General features: G+C 73.0%; 17 protein-coding genes and 1 riboswitch. Of the genes, 10 read left to right on the forward strand and 7 right to left on the reverse strand.

Going from position 1 to position 18,229, the window contains the following annotated elements; translation table 11 throughout:
* Positions 1 to 247 precede the first annotated feature (247 nt).
* From ACFWUZ_RS18730 to ACFWUZ_RS18770, 9 genes are all read left to right on the forward strand, one after another.
* Positions 248 to 2,122 (forward strand): WD40 repeat domain-containing protein, encoded by a 1,875-nt coding sequence (locus ACFWUZ_RS18730; protein ID WP_384373505.1) that lies wholly within the window; start codon positions 248 to 250, stop codon positions 2,120 to 2,122.
* Positions 2,119 to 2,832, forward strand: a complete 714-nt coding sequence (gene ribA / locus ACFWUZ_RS18735; protein WP_384373508.1) for a GTP cyclohydrolase II RibA — start codon at positions 2,119 to 2,121, stop codon at positions 2,830 to 2,832. Before ACFWUZ_RS18730 ends, ribA begins: the two co-directional genes overlap by 4 nt.
* On the forward strand, positions 2,829 to 3,800 hold the full coding sequence (locus ACFWUZ_RS18740) for a formylglycine-generating enzyme family protein (protein WP_384373511.1): 972 nt from the start codon (positions 2,829 to 2,831) through the stop codon (positions 3,798 to 3,800). The genes ribA and ACFWUZ_RS18740 overlap by 4 nt, the downstream gene beginning before the upstream one ends.
* The gene (locus ACFWUZ_RS18745) at positions 3,797 to 4,870 is read left to right on the forward strand and encodes a pyridoxal-phosphate dependent enzyme (protein ID WP_384373514.1); all 1,074 of its coding nucleotides are present in this window, start codon (positions 3,797 to 3,799) and stop codon (positions 4,868 to 4,870) included. Before ACFWUZ_RS18740 ends, ACFWUZ_RS18745 begins: the two co-directional genes overlap by 4 nt.
* Complete coding sequence (locus tag ACFWUZ_RS18750; protein WP_384373517.1) at positions 4,854 to 5,603, forward strand: class I SAM-dependent methyltransferase; 750 nt, start codon at positions 4,854 to 4,856, stop codon at positions 5,601 to 5,603. The genes ACFWUZ_RS18745 and ACFWUZ_RS18750 overlap by 17 nt, the downstream gene beginning before the upstream one ends.
* A gap of 30 nt (positions 5,604 to 5,633) precedes the next feature.
* Positions 5,634 to 6,557, forward strand: a complete 924-nt coding sequence (locus tag ACFWUZ_RS18755) for an isopenicillin N synthase family dioxygenase (RefSeq protein ID WP_384373519.1) — start codon at positions 5,634 to 5,636, stop codon at positions 6,555 to 6,557.
* Entirely contained in the window at positions 6,554 to 7,126 is a 573-nt protein-coding gene (locus tag ACFWUZ_RS18760; RefSeq protein WP_384373522.1) for a serine O-acetyltransferase, read from the forward strand. The genes ACFWUZ_RS18755 and ACFWUZ_RS18760 overlap by 4 nt, the downstream gene beginning before the upstream one ends.
* A gap of 121 nt (positions 7,127 to 7,247) precedes the next feature.
* Entirely contained in the window at positions 7,248 to 7,562 is a 315-nt protein-coding gene (locus ACFWUZ_RS18765; RefSeq protein ID WP_384373525.1) for a hypothetical protein, read from the forward strand.
* Positions 7,563 to 7,721: 159 nt separating this feature from the next.
* Positions 7,722 to 8,159: a DUF6892 domain-containing protein gene (locus tag ACFWUZ_RS18770; protein WP_384373528.1), complete on the forward strand. Its 438-nt coding sequence runs from the start codon at positions 7,722 to 7,724 to the stop codon at positions 8,157 to 8,159.
* 60 nt (positions 8,160 to 8,219) lie between these two features.
* On the opposite strand, the gene ACFWUZ_RS18775 is transcribed toward ACFWUZ_RS18770, so the two are convergent.
* From ACFWUZ_RS18775 to ACFWUZ_RS18790, 4 genes are all read right to left on the reverse strand, one after another.
* On the reverse strand, positions 8,220 to 8,870 hold the full coding sequence (locus ACFWUZ_RS18775) for a thymidine kinase (protein ID WP_330298993.1): 651 nt from the start codon (positions 8,868 to 8,870) through the stop codon (positions 8,220 to 8,222).
* A 62-nt stretch (positions 8,871 to 8,932) separates the two neighbouring features.
* Positions 8,933 to 10,138, reverse strand: a complete 1,206-nt coding sequence (locus tag ACFWUZ_RS18780; protein ID WP_384373531.1) for an alkaline phosphatase family protein — start codon at positions 10,136 to 10,138, stop codon at positions 8,933 to 8,935.
* Positions 10,138 to 10,737: a DUF5998 family protein gene (locus ACFWUZ_RS18785; protein WP_384373534.1), complete on the reverse strand. Its 600-nt coding sequence runs from the start codon at positions 10,735 to 10,737 to the stop codon at positions 10,138 to 10,140. The genes ACFWUZ_RS18780 and ACFWUZ_RS18785 overlap by 1 nt, the downstream gene beginning before the upstream one ends.
* Before the next feature lie 71 nt (positions 10,738 to 10,808).
* Positions 10,809 to 13,694 carry a GNAT family N-acetyltransferase gene (locus ACFWUZ_RS18790; protein WP_384373537.1) on the reverse strand — a complete coding sequence of 962 codons (2,886 nt, stop codon included), beginning with the start codon at positions 13,692 to 13,694 and terminating at the stop codon, positions 10,809 to 10,811.
* A 184-nt stretch (positions 13,695 to 13,878) separates the two neighbouring features.
* Between ACFWUZ_RS18790 and ACFWUZ_RS18795 the strand changes: the two genes are divergently transcribed.
* On the forward strand, positions 13,879 to 14,160 hold the full coding sequence (locus tag ACFWUZ_RS18795; protein ID WP_079430157.1) for an HPr family phosphocarrier protein: 282 nt from the start codon (positions 13,879 to 13,881) through the stop codon (positions 14,158 to 14,160).
* Between the two features lie 658 nt (positions 14,161 to 14,818).
* Here ACFWUZ_RS18795 and ACFWUZ_RS18800 read toward each other — a convergent pair.
* The 3 genes from ACFWUZ_RS18800 to ACFWUZ_RS18810 all read right to left on the reverse strand — a co-directional run bounded on the left by ACFWUZ_RS18800 (position 14,819) and on the right by ACFWUZ_RS18810 (position 18,209).
* On the reverse strand, positions 14,819 to 15,496 hold the full coding sequence (locus ACFWUZ_RS18800) for a GntR family transcriptional regulator (protein WP_384373540.1): 678 nt from the start codon (positions 15,494 to 15,496) through the stop codon (positions 14,819 to 14,821).
* A gap of 192 nt (positions 15,497 to 15,688) precedes the next feature.
* On the reverse strand, positions 15,689 to 16,486 hold the full coding sequence (locus ACFWUZ_RS18805) for a M23 family metallopeptidase (protein ID WP_384373543.1): 798 nt from the start codon (positions 16,484 to 16,486) through the stop codon (positions 15,689 to 15,691).
* A gap of 12 nt (positions 16,487 to 16,498) precedes the next feature.
* Positions 16,499 to 16,658, reverse strand: a riboswitch (cyclic di-AMP (ydaO/yuaA leader).
* A 183-nt stretch (positions 16,659 to 16,841) separates the two neighbouring features.
* On the reverse strand, positions 16,842 to 18,209 hold the full coding sequence (locus tag ACFWUZ_RS18810) for a M16 family metallopeptidase (RefSeq protein ID WP_384373797.1): 1,368 nt from the start codon (positions 18,207 to 18,209) through the stop codon (positions 16,842 to 16,844).
* Positions 18,210 to 18,229: the final 20 nt, after the last annotated feature.

The raw sequence follows: 18,229 nt of genomic DNA on the forward strand, positions 1-18,229 counted from the left end.
GAAGCACTCCATCACCTCTTCCTGTTCCATTCCTGTTCCATTCCTGTTCCATTCCCGCCCCGATACCGGTCCGATCCCGCCCACACCCCTGCTGAACTGGGGACATAAGTCAAGAATAAATATCAGGATCCATCAGGTGCGATAACCTCCCACATTAATGCGAGGGCCGTTGTCCGTCCTGACCTGCTCCTCTTACCTTGTGCTGCAGAGAACTGCAGAGGCAGCCGAGGAAAAGGACAGAGACAGCGTGCTGACCATCGATATTCCGAAATCCGGCACCGGACACTCGGCCCCGATCACCCACGTGGCCTTCAGTCCGGACGGCTCCCGCCTGGCCACCTGCTCCTACGACGGGACGGCGATCGTCTGGGACGCGTCCGACCCCGGGCGCCCCCTCGAGACGGCCACCCTCCGCCATCGCCGCCTCGTCAACTCCTCTGCCTGGAACCCGGCCGATCCGACCCTGCTCGCCACGGCCTCGGCCGACAAGACGGTCGGCATCTGGCGCATCCCCCGCAGCGGCCGGGCCACTCTGGTCAACGTCCTCGCCCGGCACACCGACGACATCAACTCCGTGGCCTGGCTGCCCGACGGCGAGCGTCTGATCTGCGTCTCCGAGGACGGTCGCGCCACCCTCTGGTCGGCCCTCGACGGCACGTTCGTCACCGAGGTCGGCTCGCACGAGGCGCACTGCATGATGGTCTCCGTCAGCGCCGAGGGCCTCGCCGCCACCGTCGGCGAGGACGGCCTCGTCGCCGTCACCGACACCTCCGCGACCGCCGGTTCCGAGGGCGCCTCCGCGCCCCGCAAGCGCCACTACGAGTCCTCGATCGAGGGGTGCGCCTGGTCCCGGGCCGGCGACCTGCTCGCCGTGGCCCGTGACGACGGCTCCGTCGACCTGCTGACGCGCGAGCTGGACCACGTCCTGACCGTCGAGGTCTCCACCTCCGCCGCCCGTGCCGTCGACTGGGCCGAGGACGACTCGGCGTTCGTCGTCGGTGCCTACGACGGCTCCCTGCACTGGTTCAGCCGGTCCGGCGAGCGGCTGCACACCGTCGCCGACCTCCGCGTGTGGCCGCGCTCGGTGTCGGCCGCCCACGGCCTGGTCGCCGCCGGATCCTTCCGCAACGCCCCGCACCTGTACGACATGGCGGACGCCCGTGAGCTGTCCGGGCCCGACCGCGCCACCCACGGCCCCAACGCCCTCGCGGCCCGCGGGGACGAGCTCCTCGTCGGCGGCGACAGCGGCACCGTCTTCGCCGTCCGCGGTGCGGACACCGCCCACCCCGAGGTCACCGCGATCGAGCTCACCGAGGGCCCGATCCTGTCCCTGGCCACCGACGGCGACACGATCTACGCCGGCACCTACTCGGGCCAGGTCGTCCGCTACGACGGCACCCGCCTGGTGAGCGAGCGGCTCGGCGCGCCGATCCCCTCCCTCACCGTCGACGGCGGCCGCGTCGTCGCGGGCACCTACAACGGCGAGTTCCTCGTCCTGGACCCGCGCACGCTCCTCCTCCAGGAACGCATCGAGGCGCACGGCGGGTCGGTGAAGTCCCTCGCCCCGCTCCCCGGCGGCGGCTTCCTGTCCGCGGCCACCGACCGCACCGTCGAAGCGGGCGCCCTGCACGGACGCACCCGGCTGTGGGAGCACGGCAACCTCGTCAACGCCGTGGCAGGACTGCGCGGCTCCGTCGCCGCCAGCGCCTCCCGCGACCACACCGTCAAGGTCGGGCGGATCACCCGCACCGAGGACGGCAGCTGGAGCTCTGGGCAGGTCCAGACCCTGCTGGGCTCCGACGAGTCCGTGAAGTGCGTGGCCCTCCTCGGGGACCCCGGCCGGCCCACCGTGCTGGCCGGCTCCTACGACTTCAACCTCTACACCTGGCAGGTCGACTGGGCGGACTCGGCGGGAACCCTCGCCTCCGGCCGGGTCCTCGCCGAGTTCGGCCAGGGCCTGTCGTGCATGCTCCCGCTCGCCGACGGCCGCGTCGCCGTCGCGGGCTGGGACGGCCGGATCGCCCTCGTCGGCGCACAGCCCGGCGGGGTCGCCTTCATCGAGCACATCCTCCACATCGACGACATCGCGCGGTCCGCGGGCCGGAAGCAGGTGGCAGCATGACGAACCCGTCCGACACACCGACGTACACACCGCCCGGCACACCGCCGGGCCCGCCGGGAACGGCCCCGGCGACGGTCCGGGCCCGCGTCCCCGTCACGCTCTCCCGCGTACGGGACCGCAGCGCCGACCTCGTCACCTTCCACGGCCTGCCCGACCCCGGCGAGCACTTCGCCGTCGTCGTACCCGCCCCGCCCGCCGCGGTCACCACCACCGACGCGCGGCCGGCCGGCGCCGAAGCGCCCCTGGTGCGCCTGCACAGCGAGTGCCTGACCGGGGACGTCCTCGGCTCGGCCCGCTGCGACTGCGGCCCGCAGCTCGACGAGGCCCTGCAGTCCATCGCCGACCAGGGCGGCGCCGTCCTGTACCTGCGCCAGGAGGGCCGCGGCATCGGCCTGTACAACAAGCTCGACACGTACGTCCTCCAGCAGCAGGACTACGACACCTTCGCCGCCAACCGCATGATCGGCCGCGGCGACGACGAGCGCGAGTACGGGGCCGCGGCCGCCATGCTCCGCGCCCTGGGCCTCACCCGGATCCGTCTGCTCACCAACAACCCCGACAAGGTCCGGGAGTTGCGCGAACACGGCATCGAGATCACCGAGGTCCTGCCCACGGGCGTGTACGTCACCTCCGAGAACGCCCGCTACCTCGCCGCCAAGGCCGAGATCGGCGGTCACCACCTGCCCCGGCTCCAGGAGACCGCAGCATGAAGCTCGAAGACGTCGCCCTCTCCCCGCACTTCAAGGAGTACGCCGACCTCGCCGCCCCCGTACGGATCCACCCGGCGGGCCTGCCCGGCACCGACCCCGAACGGCTGGCCGCCGCCGTCGAGAACCCCGAACTGCCGCTGGCCGAGCGGCTCGCCGCCGGCGCGGTCCTCGGCCTCGTCGGCGACCCCCGCATCCCCTCCCCCGGTGCCGGGCAGAATCCCGCGGCCTCCTTCGTCCCCGGCGGCCCGGTCCGCATCGGCCTCCCCGACGGCGAGTCCGGGTACGTCACGGCCGCCTGGGCGCACGTGGGCGTCGAGGAGGGGTGGATCCGCAAGGAGTGCCCCGAGCACGGCGTCGAGCTCGCCGACTTCTGGATCGCCACCTACCCCGTGACCAACGGCGAGTACCGCGAGTTCCTGGCCGACACCGGCCTGGAGGAACGCCCCACCACCTGGTATCTCGGCGCCTACCCCTGGGACCGCTCCAACCACCCGGTCGCCGGTGTCCGTCCCGAGCACGCCGACGCCTACGCGGCCTGGCTGACCACCCGCACCGGCCACCCGTGGCGGCTGCCCACGGAAGCCGAGTGGGAGCACGCCGCGAAGGGCCCCGACGGCCTCCCCTACCCCTGGCCGGGCGCCTTCGACCCGGCCGCGGCCAACACCCGTGAGTCCGAGGTGCACACCACGACCCCGGTCGGCGCCTTCCCGGCCGGCCGCTCCCCGTACGGCGCCCACGACATGGGCGGCAACGTCGAGGAGTTCACCGCCGACGACTACGCGCCCTACCCGGGCGGCCCCTACGTCGCCGACCACCTGGTCGAGACGATGGGCACCTACCGCGTCGCCCGCGGCGGGTCCTTCTCCCGCTTCGGCGACCTCACCCGCACCCGGCGCCGTCACGGCGCCTTCCCGGGCCCCCTCTACCCCGTCGGCTTCCGCCTGGCCACCAGCGAGCGCCCCGCATGACGGCCGCCGCCCCGGCCCGGACGGCGGCCGGCGCGGGCTTCGAGGACATCCGCCGCGTCCTGGCCGCCCGGGCCCCGGCCCTGTCCGACCTGACCGCCGCCTTCGCTCCGCTGGAGGCCGAGGCCCACCGGCTGCTGCCCCGGCTCGCCGCCGTCCGCCCCACCATCGGCGACACCCCGCTGGTACCGGTCCCCAGCCTGGCCGGCCGCGGCCGGGTATGGCTGAAGACGGAGGCCGCCAACGCCTCCGGCACGGTCAAGTCCCGTACCGCGTACGCCCTCCTGTGCGCGGCCGTGGCCCGCGCCGGCACGCCCGAGGTGCGGCTCGCCGAGTACTCGGGCGGCAGCCTCGCCGTCGCCCTGGCCGACCTCTGCGGCCTGCTCGGGCTGGACATCCACCTGGTGGTCCCGCACGGCGCACCGCAACGGCTCGTGTCCGCCCTGCTCCGCCAGGGCGCCCAGGTCTCCCACGGCCGTCCGGGCACCGGCTTCCTCGGCTCCATGGACGAGGCCGTCCGCGTCGCCGAACGCGAGGACCGGCGGCTGCTGCTCCAGCACTGCGCGGCCGAGGCCGCCGCCATGCACCGCGAGCACACCGGCACCGAGATCGTCGGCCGGCTCTCCGGGTACGGCGTGGAGCCGGTCGCCCTGGCTGCCGCCGTCGGTACCGGCGGCAGCCTGGCCGGTACCGCGATGGCCCTCACCGCGGCCTGGCCGCACTGCCGCGCCCTCGCGGTCTTCCCCGCCGAGGCCGTCTACGGCGACGAGCGCGCGCCGAGCCCGACCCCCCGGATGAACGGCACGGGAGGACTCGGACTCGGAATCCGCCAACCGCTGCTCTCCGCCTTCCCCGAAGGGCGGATCAGCTACACCGACATCGCCTATCCGCAGGCTCTGCACGCCATGCGCCACCTGCGCCGGGAACACGGCATCGCCGTCTCCGGCAGCGGCGCGGGCGCATGGCTGAGTGCCTCCGCGGAAGTCGATCAAGGCCCCCCAGGGCGCAATGCCGTCGCGGTCGTCGCAGGCCGCGGAACGATCGAGGAGTGGGAGCATGCCACAGCACACTGAGAACACCGGCCGGAACGATCCGGCCCACCCCGGCACGGACGCACCGGCCGCCACCGGGGGCGCCGCGGCCGGCGAGGCGGCGGCGCGCAACTACTGCGGCTACCGCGAGATCGTCCGCAACTCCTTCCAGCAGTGGTACAAGGACAACCGCGACTCCTGGTCCGGTACGACCACCAACGACCGCGTCACGCACTTCGCGATCGCCGCCGCCCCCACCGACCAGGAGGAACCGGACGCGGGACCCACCCGCGTCCTGGACATCGGCTGCGGCCGCGGTCTGCAGACGGCCTCCCTCGCCGAATGGCTGGAGGCCGACGTCACCGGCCTCGACCTGCTCGACGTGTGGGACACCCCGGAGGTCGCGCACGGCACGATCCGCTTCCACCAGGGCGACTTCCTGGGCTTCCACGCGGACGGCCTGGACCTGCTCGTCGACAACGGCTGCCTGCACCACCAGCGCCGCGAGGACTGGCCGGCCTGGGTGGAGCACGGCCGCAAGATGCTCCGCCCCGGCGGCGCCTGGGTCGTGAGCGTGTTCCTCTCCCCGGACGGAAGGATCACCCCGCACGCCCTCCCGGACGGCCGTCTGAACTGGTGGCTCACCGAGGAACTGGTCGTGGAGCTCTACGAGGCGGGCGGCCTGCGGTTCACCGGACGTCTCGAGATCGACCGCCACTTCGAGTACGAGGGCCACCAGCTCAAGTACCTGACCCTGTCCTTCGTCGCCGTCTGAGCGACGGGGAAGCGAGAGGAGACCCGGACCGTGCTCAAGGAGATCGAACTCGAAGCCAAGGGCGACGACAAGCACATCCGCGCCGCCCTGCGCGACGGCTTCTTCCTGGTCCGCAACACCGTTCCGGACAGCCTGCTGGACGAGGCGTACGCACAGCTCGGCGCGTTCTTCGAGCTGCCCGCCGGCGTCAAGGCCGACTGCCGGATCCCCGGTACCAACGGCCAGTCCGGGTACCTCCCGCCCCTGGTGGAAAAGGGCGAGAAGGGACGTGCCCCGGACTGGAAGGAACTCTTCCACTGGGGTGCCCCCCTGCCCGCCGCCCATCCGCTGCGCGAGCGCTACCCCGCCCGCTACCCGCAGCCCTACTTCCCCGACCACCTGGTCCCCGGCATGAGCGACACCCTCGGTGAACTGCACGCCCGGACCGCCCGGTTCCAGCTCGCCGTCGTACGCCGGCTGGCCGGGGCCCTCGGTGCGACGCCCGGCTACTTCGAGGAGATGCTGACGGACGGCCCCGTCGTCAACCGCGCCACCTGGTACCCGCCCATGGCGCAGGCACCCTCCGCCGACCACATCTGGATGGTCGAACACCAGGACTTCGACCTGATCACCGCCCTGCCCCGGGCCACCGCCGCCGGCCTCGAAGTACGGATGGACGGCGAGTGGACCCCGGTCGTGGTCCCCGAGGGGTACGCCGTCCTCAACGTCGGCATGGTCCTGGAGCGCCTCACCGGCGGTCTGGCCCGGGCCGCGCTGCACCGCGTCGTCGCCTCACCGGACCAGGAGGGGGGCCGGCTCTCCCTCGTACAGTTCTGCCACCCCACCCCGTGGACGGTCCTCGCCCCGCTGCGGTCCTGCACCGCCGGCGGCGAACCCGACCGCTACCCGGCGCTGACGGCGCACGACCTGTTCCAGCGCACGATGTACCGCATCAACCGGCTGGAGCAGCCGTGACCGCGGACCGGAAGCCGATCTCCCTCCTGCGTCAGATCCGCGAGGACCTGGACGCGGTCGTGGCCCGTGACCCCTCCCGTCCGCGCCGGCGTGAGGCCTTCCTGCACTCGCCCTGGCACGGGCTGGTCCTCCACCGGGCCGCCCACCGCCTCCACACGGGTGGCCACCGGTTCGCCGCCGGCCTGCTGACCCTCGTGGGCCGGCTGCTCTCGGGCATGGAGATCCACCCGGGGGCGCGCATCGGCCGGCGGCTGTTCATCGACCACGGCTTCGGCGTGGTCATCGGCGAGACCGCCCGGGTCGGCGACGACGTGACGCTCTACCACGGCGTCACCCTCGGCTCCCGCGGCTGGTCCCACAACGGCGACCCCACCGCGCGCCGGCATCCGGTCGTGGGCGACGACGTCCTGATCGGTGTCGGCGCCTCCCTGCTCGGGCCGATCACGGTGTCGAGCGGGAACCGCATCCGCGCCCACTCCCTGATCCTGCGGGACCTGCCCCCTCCCGGCATGGCCACCCGGATCACGCCGATCCGTCCCCTCGTCCACCGCGCGCGCCAGCCCCGCTGATCCGGGCCGGCGCCCACCCGCTCCGGCAGCGGGGCCACCCCCGGGCCCTGCTGCCGGTCCTGCCCACCTCATGAGCCGCATCCGGCCCCTCCCGGCCGCCCCACACCCTACGGAGCACGCCATGACGCCCACCTCCCTGCGCGAGCGCACCCTCGACCTCGCCAAGGACCTCGACACCGGTGCCTGGGTCCCCACCGACCTGGAGCGGAGCATCACCCGTCAGCTGCTGACCGCCTCGACCGCCGTCGGCTGCCTCACCGAGCACTCCGTACGCGACGCGATCTGGGAAGGCTCCGAGCCGCTGACGCGGACGAACGACGGCCGGCTCGCCGTCCTGCTCGCCGAGATCACCCACAGCCTGGCCTCGGGCGAGCGCGACACCTGCGGCCTCGCCTCGGCGCAGGCCCTGCTGGCCTCGGTCCACCGCCGCGCCTGAACCGCCCGCCCGCCGCCGGCGACGGCGATGCGCGTACGGTTCCGCGTGATGATCTCCTGGACCGGCGGCTTTCAAAGCGGGGGCGCCGCGGAGCCGTTCACCGTCATGGGCGGGAGACGCTGCGGCCAGGATGTCAGTCGCTGTTGATATACGTGGCCCATGCCGTTCTTCCGTGACTTCAACTTCAAGCTCCTCGTCATCGAGAAGCTCATGTACTGGGACGAGACGCTGAAGCCCGTGTTCAGCCTGAGGGAGCACATGCGGGCACTTGGCGTCGATGACCTCGACACCTACGTCGAGGACAACGACTTGGAGTACACCGTCCTCGACGAGGCCCGCGCGTACTTCCAGGAGCTGGAGATCCCCGCGGATCTGCTCGCTACCGTGGACGAGCTGACCTTCGACGGCGGGCACCGGGTCTTCATGGAGTGCGCCCCGGTCTGGGACGGCGAGGACGACCTCTTCGACGTCCGCTCCCTCGAAGACCTGGACCTGCTGGCGAACCTCAAGCTCTTCACCGGCGGGCGGGCGCTGGAGCACATGATCCCCGGCTCCCTGGAGATCCTGGCTGCCCGGGGTATCGCGGCACGCTGCTAGCAGTCATCCCGGGTGTATCTGCGGCAGCAGATGAGGGTGTGCTCGCGCCGAGGAGGACGGTCAGGCGTGGTTGACCGGGAGGACGTCCGGGGAGAGGGCTCCGGCGTGGGCCGCGGCCGAGGTCATGCGCTTGCGGTGGTGGCGGCGGCACAGGACCTCGTAGCCGATCTCCTCCGCCGGGCGGTTCACGTCACCGACCACCACCTGGGCGCCCTCCACCACCATTTCGCCGCCCACCGTGCGGGCGTTGTGGGTGGCGCGGGCGCCGCACCAGCACAGCGCCTCGACCTGGAGCTGCTCCAGCCGGTCCGCCAGCTCGATCAGCCGCTGCGAGCCCGGGAAGAGCTTCGTACGGAAGTCCGTGGTGATCCCGAAGGCGAAGACGTCCAGGCCGAGGTCGTCCACGATGCGCGCCAACTGGTCGATCTGCTCCGGCGCGAGGAACTGGGCCTCGTCCACGATCACGTAGTCCGCCTTGCCGCCCTTGGACAGCTGGGCGACCAGGTACGCGTACAGGTCCATGCCCTCCGGCGCCTCGACCGCCTCGGTGACCAGCCCGAGCCGGGAGGACAGCTTCCCCTCACCCGCCCGGTCGTCCCGCGTGAAGATCACACCCTGGAGCCCCCGCGCGTCGCGGTTGTGGGCGATCTGGAGCGCCAGTGTGCTCTTTCCGCAGTCCATCGTTCCGGAGAAGAACACCAGCTCGGGCATGGGAAGTACGAGACCTTTCGGGCCGTGGGCGAGGGGGGGCAGGGGTGGGCAGGGAGAGTCGGTCAGGAGCGGACTTCGAGCAGCGGGACCAGCTGCTCGGCCGCGGTCATCGAGCCGTGCATGCCGACGAGGGCGGACTCGTTGGGCTCGTTGCGCGAGGCGGTGATGGCGACATCGGCCTGGGCGGCGGCGACCACGTCGCCGATCCGGCCGAGGACGCGCTCGTCGCAGTCCCCCGGCGCGCCGAACCAGCCCAGTTCCAGAGCCTCTTCGCGGCTCGCGATCCAGAAGCGGTCGCCCAGCACCTCGCGCCACACGGTCAGCACGTCGGCCTCGGCACCCGGGACCGCGTACACGTGCCGGGCCCGGCCTTCGCCGCCCAGCAGGGCCACGCCCGCGCCGAGTTCCCAGTCCTCGTCGTAGTCGATGCGGGAGTCCTCGTCGAAGGGGACGTCCACCATGCCGTGGTCCGCGGTCACGTACAGCGCGGTGCGCGGCGGCAGCTGCTCGGCGAGCCGCTGCACGAGCCGGTCGACGTACATGAGCTGGCCGCGCCAGGCGTCGGAGTCCACCCCGTGGCGGTGTCCGGCTCCGTCGAGCTCGCTGTAGTACGTGTACACGAGGGAGCGGTCACCGGCCGCGAGCCGCTCGGCGGCGAGGTCCATCCGCTCCTCGCCGGTCATCCGGCCCAGGAAGGTGCCGCCGCTCAGCGCGACCTTGGTGAGCGGGGTGGTCTGGAAGGCGGGCGAGGACACCTGCGCGGTCGCCACCCCCGCCTTGTCGGCCAGCTGGAAGACGGTCGGGTACGGCTGCCAGGCCTTCGGCGGGGTCCACGGATGCCAGCGGAGCTGGTTCATCAGTTCGCCGGAGGCCGGATTGCGCACGGCGTAGCCGGGCAGGCCGTGGCGGGCCGGCGGGAGGCCGGTGCCGACGGAGGCCAGCGAGGTGGCGGTGGTCGCCGGGAAGCCGGCGGTGATCGGACGCCCGGTGCCGCCGCGCGAACTCGCGAGCAGGGAGGTCAGGTACGGGGCCTCGTCCGGGTGGGCCTTGATCTGCTCCCAGCCCATGCCGTCGACCAGGAAGACGCAGTTCCGGTCGGCCGGGGTCAGCTCGGTGATGGAGGCGGTGAACCCAGGGACGCCCTGCCCCGCCACGAGGGTCGGCAGCAGGTCGGCCAGCGAGCCCGCCCCGTACGCGGGAACGGGAGCGGTGGCGAGGTCCAGCTGCTCCGGCTCGTCCTGCCAGTTCTGCGCCGCGGGGTACGCCATCAGCGGGCGGAGGGGGCAGAGCTGGCCGCCGTCGCCTCGGAGAGGGCCTGCGCGAAGACCAGGGTCTGGCGCACCGTCTCCGGACCGTCCCCGGCCTCGCTGACCCGCAGGCTCAGGTCGTCGGCGGTGGAGTTGCCGGTGTAACCGTGGTCGGAGTCACAGTTCGGGTCGCCGCAGGCGGCGGGCTCCAGGTCGATCCGGGAGACCGCTCCCCAGCCGATGGTCAGGACGACCTCGCGGGGCAGGGTGCCGGGGGTGTAGGACTCCGGGTTGGCGACGACGCGGCTGAGCACCACCGAGGAGATGCTGGACAGCTTGACCGACTCGGTGGAGGTGGTCGCGTACGGGGACGGGGAGCCCGCGTCGGCGGCCTGCTCGTCGGTGTGGGAGACGATGAACCGGTTGCCGGTCAGGACCAGCACGGTGACGTGGCGGCGCACCTCGTTGGAATCGAAGGTCGTCTCCTGGTGGACCAGGTACGACGAGATCGGCTCGCCGCCCACCGCGGCCTCCACGGCCTCGGCCACGAGGGCCGGGTAGTAGCCGCTGCGCTCGATCGCCGTGCGCAGCCCCTGGGTCGTCGTACCGGATTTCGCCATGAGGTCCATCCTAAGGCCCGCACGGCACACCCCGGCCGCCGCGTGGACGCACAGTCGGAACTTGACATCCCCTAATAGCTGGGAAGCGTGCGCGGCCCGAGGTCGCTGCGGGCCGGCGGGTGGGCGACCCGGACCGTCGCGCCGAGCACGGAGAGGCCCTCCGTGGCGACGACGACCGGCTCCAGACAGACGCCGATCACCTCGGGGTGGTCGTCCACGAGCCGGGACAGGCGCAGCAGGAGCTCCTCCAGGGCCGGGGTGTCCACGGGGTCGCTGCCGCGCCAGCCGAAGAGGAGGGGGGCGGTGCGGATGGAGCGGACCAGTCCGGCGGCGTCGCGGTCGGTGGCGGGGACGAGGCGGTGCGCGGTGTCGCCCAGCAGTTCGGAGGCGACCCCGGCGAGCCCGAAGGAGAGGACGGCTCCGGCGGCCGGGTCGATCACGGACCGGAGCACGGTGTCGACCCCGCGCGGCACCATGGCCTGCACCACCGGCTGGATCTCGGTGGGCTTGCCCAGCGCCTCGGTGAGCTCCTCGTACGAGCGCCTCAGCTCGGCCTCGGTCGTCAGGTCGAGGCGTACGCCGCCCAGGTCGGCGCGGTGGCGCAGGTGCGGGGCGGTGGTCTTGAGCACCACGGGGTAGCCCAGGGCGCGCGCGGCCCGGGCGGCGGCGTCGGACGAGAGCGCGGGCAGGGTGGGCAGGACGTGGATCCCGTACCGGCCGAGGAGGGTGTGGGCGTCGAAGTCGCCCAGGGTCAGCACGGCTTCCCCGTCGACGTCGGCCAGCAGCCGGGCCAGCTGGGCACCGGCCCCGGCCTCGTCGATGTCCTCGTACTCCGGGACATGGCCGGCCTCGGCGTTGGCCCGCCGCCACTGCCCGTACCGCACGGCCTCCGCGACGGCCTTCACGGCGCGCTCGGCGGCGGGGTAGGCGGGGATCCGGGCCCCCTGTGACGGCACGGACGGCGCGGACGGCACGGGCGCCGGCGGCCGCTCCGCCGGTTCCGCTGCCGGCGCGGTGGGACCCTGCGGCTGCGGCCCGGACGGCGGCGTGGCGGGGTCCGGCGCCGCGGCCGGGGCGGGGTCCGGCGCCGCGGCCGGGGCGGGGTCCGGCGCCGCGGCCGGGGCGGAGGCGGTCGCCGCGGAGAGGGCGTCGGCCAGGGCGCCCAGCTCGACGTGGACCACCGCCACCGGCTTGCCGGGATGTGCGGCCACCGCCTCCCGGAGGGCTTCGGCGAGGTCGTCGGCGAGCTCGTGCTCGCTGACCCACGGGATCGCCGTGACGACGACCGCGTCGTTGGCGGGGGACGCCAGGGCCCCGGCGAGCGCGTCGCGGAAGTCCTCGGGCGTGGCCGCGGTCGTCAGGTCCAGGGGCGGCATCGGCCGCAGGCCCTGGGTCAGGCAGGCGTCGTAGGTGAGGACCCCGAGGGACTCCGAGTTGCCGAGGATCGCGATGCGGGGGCCCGCGGGCAACGGCTGCGAGGCGAGCAGCAGGCCGACGTCCACCAGCTCCGTGACCGTGTCGACCCGGATCACGCCCGCCTGCCCCAGCAGGGCGGAGACGGTGGCCTCCGGCAGCCGGGTGCCGGGGACGACGTGCCCGGCCGGGGTGTGGCGGCCGCCCTTGGCGACGACCACCGGCTTCACGGCGGCCGTGCGGCGGGCGAGGCGGGTGAACTTCCTCGGGTTGCCGAGGGTTTCCAGGTAGAGCAGCGCGACGTCCGTCGCCTCGTCCTCGTACCAGTACTGGAGGATGTCGTTCCCGGAGACGTCGGCCCGGTTGCCGGCCGAGACGAAGGAGGACAGCCCCTCGCCGCGGCGCAGCAGCGCGGAGAGCAGGGCGATCCCGATGGCCCCGGACTGCGTGAACAGCCCGATCCGGCCGTGCAGCGGCATCGGTGAGGGCGTGAGGGAGGCGTTGAGTTCCACTTCCGGGGCGGTGTTGATGACCCCGTAGGCGTTCGGGCCGATGAGGCGCATCCCGTACGAGCGCACCTGCCGCACGAGTTCGCGCTGGCGGGCGAGTCCGGCCGGGCCGGACTCCCCGTATCCGGCGGACAGCACCACGAGCCCCTGCACCCCGTGCTCGCCGCAGGCCGCGACCGCCTCGGGGACCCGGTCCGCCGGGACCGTGAGCACCGCGAGGTCGACGGGGGCGCCGATGTCCCCGAGCGCGCGGTACGCCCGTACGCCGTCGAGCAGGTCGGCCTCGACCGCCTCGTTCACGGCGTACAGGTGGCCGTGGAAGCCGCTGTCGCGCAGGTTGCGCAGGGTCGCGGCGCCGAGGCCCGCGCCGGAGCGGCTGACTCCGACCACCGCCACGGAACCGGGCGCCAGCAGCCGCTGGACCGATCGGGCCTCGGCCCGCTGCTCGCGGGCGCGCTGGACGGCGAGGGACTCGGCGGTGGGTTCGAGGTCGAGGGTGAGGCGGACGGAGCCGTCCTCGAAGCTGCGCTTCTGCTGGTAGCCGGCGTCCGTGAAGACCTTGATCATCTTGTTGTTGGCGGGCAGCACCTCCGCGGCGAACCGGCGGATGCCCCGTTCCCGGGCCACCGCGCCGATGTGTTCGAGGAGGGCCGAGGCGACCCCGCGGCCCTGGTGGGCGTCCTGGACGAGGAAGGCCACCTCGGCCTCGTCGGAGGGGGCGGTGGCGGGCCGGCCGTCGGAGCCGATCCGGTCGTAGCGGACGGTGCCGATGAACTCGCCGCCGATCGTCGCGGCGAGTCCGACCCGGTCCACGAAGTCGTGGTGCGTGAAGCGGTGCACGTCGCGGTCGGAGAGCCGCGGGTAGGGGGCGAAGAAGCGGTAGTACTTCGACTCGTCGGAGACCTGCTCGTAGAAGCTGACCAGCCGGCCGGCGTCCGCGGCGGTGATGGGCCTGATCCGGGCCGTTCCGCCGTCGCGCAGGACGACGTCCGCTTCCCAGTGGGCCGGGTACGAGGGGTCCGACTCGGTGGTCATGGGGCCACCTTAGGCGGTTCCCGGGCCGGATGACCCTGGCGCGGCGCATCGGGCAGGCCCGCGCAAACCAGTGCAAGCTGGGGAAGGTCGAACGGCAGCGGATCCGGGCCGAAGGTCGGTCGGAGCATTCGGGGCGTCGTGAGAGACTGGTCTAGACAACCGTAAGAACCTGAAGGGCATCACCATGGCAGAGCGCCGCGTCAACGTCGGCTGGGCCGAGGGCCTGCACGCTCGTCCCGCCTCGATCTTCGTCCGCGCGACGACCGCTTCCGGCGTCCCGGTGACCATCGCCAAGGCCGGTGGCGACCCCGTCAACGCCGCTTCCATGCTGGCGGTCCTGGGCCTGGGTGCCCAGGGTGGCGAGGAGATCGTCCTCGCCTCCGAGGCCGAGGGTGCGGAGGCCGCGCTGGACCGCCTCGCGAAGCTGGTCGCCGAGGGGCTCGAGGAGCTCCCCGAGACCGTCTGACCCCTTCGGGTTCGCAGAAGCCGTGGCTCCCCGGGCAACCGGAGGGCCACGGCTTCTCCGTTCCCCGCCCCGGCCCGCCGGGGCCCGTCCGCAGGGAGCGACCCGTGAGCCGCGGCCCAGCCCGCGCGGACGGCTGACTGGCCCGCACCCCGCACCCCGCACCCCGCACGAGTATTTCGCCTCGGGCCCGTCCGGCCTTCGCAGCGATCGACCCGGCCCGTGCGACCCGGCCCGCTGGAACGCCTCCCGGGCACCGTCGCATCCGCCCACCCGGCCGACACCGGCCGCTGCCGGAGCAACCCGGTGCCCCACGCGCCCCTCTCTCCCCAATCCGTGCCCGCCCGCGGCGGCAGCACCCCGGGGCCCGACCGGCCGTTGCAGCCGGTGGCCCGCGGGCGGAGCGTTCGCCGGGCCGCTCCCGCCGGCGCCGTCGACCCGTGAGCCGTACGGAAGGTCCGCTCCCCCCGGTCCGGCGGAGATCCCGGGCGTGCGGAAATGCGGGCGCAGGAAAGCCCGCCCCGCACCATCAGGTCGCAGGCGCAATCGGCCAGGAAAAGACTCCGCGCGGAATTCCGGGCAGCATTTCCATGCAGCCATGATTCCGCCACCGCGCAGCGAATTCACAGGCCGGATACCAGGCCTTTGTATACGGCCCCTGTTAATGCCGGCCGCTCGACATGTTTACGGCAGGTTGCGAAGTGCTCACTGCGGCCCGCGGCCGCAGCCGGTGCACCGCGGCCGCCCGGTCGGCATGGACGGCGGTCAGCGCCCTGGCCCGCTCCGCGTCCCCGCGGGCCACCGCGTCGACGATCGCGCCGTGCTCCGCCCAGGACTCCACGGGCCGCTCCGGGGTCCCCACCACGTACATCCACGCGATCTTGTGCCGCATCTGGGTCAGCAGCGCGATCAGCCCGGGGCTGCCGGAGGCCTGGGCGAGCGTCTCGTGGAACCAGGCGCCCAGCGACCGCAGGTCCTCCCCCTGGCCCCGCCTGGCCCGCTCCTGGCCCAGCCGGACCAGCCCGCGCAGCACCTTGAGGTGGGCCTCGGTGCGCCGCCGGGCGGCCCGGGCGGCCGCCAGGGGTTCGAGCAGCATCCGCAGCTCCAGGAGGTCGGCGGCCTCCTGCCCGGTCGGCTCGGCCACGCAGGCTCCGGCGTGCCGCCGCGTGGTCACGAACCCCTCGGACTCCAGGGTCCGCAGCGCCTCGCGGACCGGGACGCGCGAGACCCCGTACCGGCGGGCCAGAACTTCCTCGGTCAGCCTGCTTCCCGGTTCGAAGACGCCGGACACGATGTCGTCGCGAATTGCCGTGCATACCGCGTGCGCAGGAATACGCAAGACCGGACCTCCGCCTATTTCCGACCGCCGCCAGGGAACACGCATGTGCGTGCTGCAACTCTATTGCAACACGCGATATTTTCCGAGCGCGGCCGGAAATCCGAAACATTTACCGGGGCGGTACGACACGAAGACCCCGGCTCGGGGAGCCGGGGTCTTCGGTGAAGCGGAAGTGCGCGAGGGCGCCGGGTGTCAGAGGTTGACGCCGTGCGAGCGCAGGTACGCGACCGGGTCGATGTCCGAGCCGTAGTCGGCACCGGTGCGGGCCTCGAAGTGCAGGTGCGGGCCGCTGGAGTTGCCGGTGGAGCCGGACAGGCCGATCTGCTGGCCCGGGGTCACCTGCTGGCCGACGGAGACGTTCAGCGAGGACAGGTGCCCGTACTGGGTGTAGGTGCCGTCGTTGTGCTTGATGACGACGTTGTTGCCGTAGGCGCCGCCCCAGCCCGCCTCGACGACCGTACCGAGGCCCACCGCGTGGACCGAGGTGCCGGAGGCGGCGCGGAAGTCGATGCCGGTGTGGCTGCCGGAGGACCACATGCCGCCGCCGGCGTGGTACTGGGTGCTGATGCCGCCGCCGACCGGGGCGACGAAGGTGTTGAGGCGCTTGCGCTCCTCCTCGCGGGCGGCGCGCTCGGCCGCCTCGCGCTCGGCCTTCGCCTTGGCCTCCGCGAAGCGCTTGGCTTCGGCGGCGCGCTGCTTGGCATCGGCCTCGGCCTGCGCCTTGGCCGCGGCGTGCTCGGCGGCCCGCTGCTGGGATGCGGCCTGGGCCTCGATGTCACCCGCGAGGTCCTCGGCCACGACCGCGGCGGCGAGGCCGTTGTCCTGGACGGACTTGTCGCTGTGGTCGGCTGCGAAGGCCGGACCGGCGAGGGTGCCGACGACACCCGTGGTGGCGAGGGCGGCGATACCGGCGTAGCCGGCGGTCTTGCGGCTCAGACGGCTGGAGCCACGGTGCTTACCGGAACCGGCGGGACGACTGCCAAACGCCATGAAGGGATTGATCCTTTCCTTCCCTCTCGCCTACCGGGTTAGCTGACGGGTTCGGAGCAGGAAGGTCTCCTACGGGCCTCCTCTTGCGAGGCGGTCCGATTCACCCCAGGGACTGATGTGGGTCCCCGGCTCCCCAGGCTCGCGCCTGACGGGGACTCGGCGATCGCTGTCCGGTGCCGCGGGTGCGGCGGGTACAACTGACGAACAGCACGGCCGACGCTAGGCGGATCATCAGTCAATCGCCAAACAGACGCGCCTTTTTGTTGCGTACGCCACACCGCATACAAGCAACCTCACCACTAAACGGACAAAAGGGGCCCTGGCGAACAAACCGCCAGAGCCCCTCCCTTATCCGTCAGTTGCTGACGACGCTGACCTCACCGATCCCGAGGGCCCGGACCGGCTCCTCGATCTGCGACGCGTCGCCCACGAGGACCGTCACCAGCCGGTCCACCGGGAAGGCGTTCACGACCGCCGAAGTCGCCTCGACCGTGCCGGTTTCGGCGAGCCGCGCGTACAACTGGGCCTGGTAGTCGTCCGGGAGCTCCTGCTCGACCTGGTCGGCGAGGGTGCCGGCCACGGAGGCCGCCGTCTCGAACTTCAGCGGGGCCACGCCCACCAAGTTCTGCACCGCCACGTCCCGTTCGGCGTCGGTCAGACCGCCCTCCGCGAGGGTGCGGAGCACCTTCCAGAGGTCCTCCAGCGCCGGGCCCGTGTTGGGGGTGTCCACCGAGCCGCTGATGGCGAGCATCGAGGCGCCCTTGCCGTCGGCGGTGGAGCGCAGGACCTGGCCGAAGGAGCGCACGCCGTAGGTGTACCCCTTCTCCTCGCGCAGGACCTTGTCCAGGCGGGAGGTGAGGGTGCCGCCGAGGCAGTACGTGCCGAGCACCTGGGCCGCCCACACCCGGTCGTGCCGGTCCGGCCCGATCCGGCCGATCAGCAGCTGCGTCTGGACCGCGCCGGGCCGGTCGACGATGACCACGCGGCCGGTGTCGTCGGCGGTCACCGGCGGCACCGGGAGGGGTGCGGCGGTGTCGCCCGTCCAGACGCCCAGGGTGTCGCCCAGGACGGCGTCCAGGTCGATGCCGGTCAGGTCGCCCACGACCACCGCGGTGGCCGTGGCGGGGCGTACGTGGGCCTCGTAGAAGGCGCGTACGGCCGCCGAGTCGATGCGGGCGACCGTCTCCTCGGTGCCCTGGCGCGGGCGCGACATCCGCAGGGAGGCCGGGAAGAGCTCCTTGGAGAGCTGCTTGGCGGCACGGCGCTGCGGGTTGGCCAGCTCGTGCGGGATCTCGTCCAGCCGGTTGCGCACCAGCCGGTCGACCTCGGCGTCGGCGAAGGCCGGCGCGCTCAGCGCCTCGGCGAGCAGGCCGAGCGCCTTCGCCAGCCGGGACGCCGGAACCTCCAGGGAGACCCGTACGCCCGGGTGGTCGGCGTGCGAGTCGAGCGTGGCACCGCAGCGCTCCAGCTCGGCGGCGAACTCCTCGGCGGAGTGCTTGTCGGTGCCCTCGGACAGCGCGCGGGCCATGATGGTGGCCACGCCGTCCAGGCCCTCGGGCTCCGCGTCCAGCGGGGCGGCGAGGTTGACCTCCACGGCCACCACCTGCTGGCCGGGCCGGTGGCAGCGCAGCAGGGTGAGACCGTTGGCCAGCACCGAGCGCTCGGGCGCCGGGAAGGCCCACGGCTGAGGCTCGCCCGCCTGCGGCCGGGGGTGGAAGGTCATCGTGACGGCTGCGGTGTCGC

It is taken from the genome of Streptomyces sp. NPDC058646 (assembly GCF_042716875.1).
Taxonomy (GTDB): domain Bacteria; phylum Actinomycetota; class Actinomycetes; order Streptomycetales; family Streptomycetaceae; genus Streptomyces.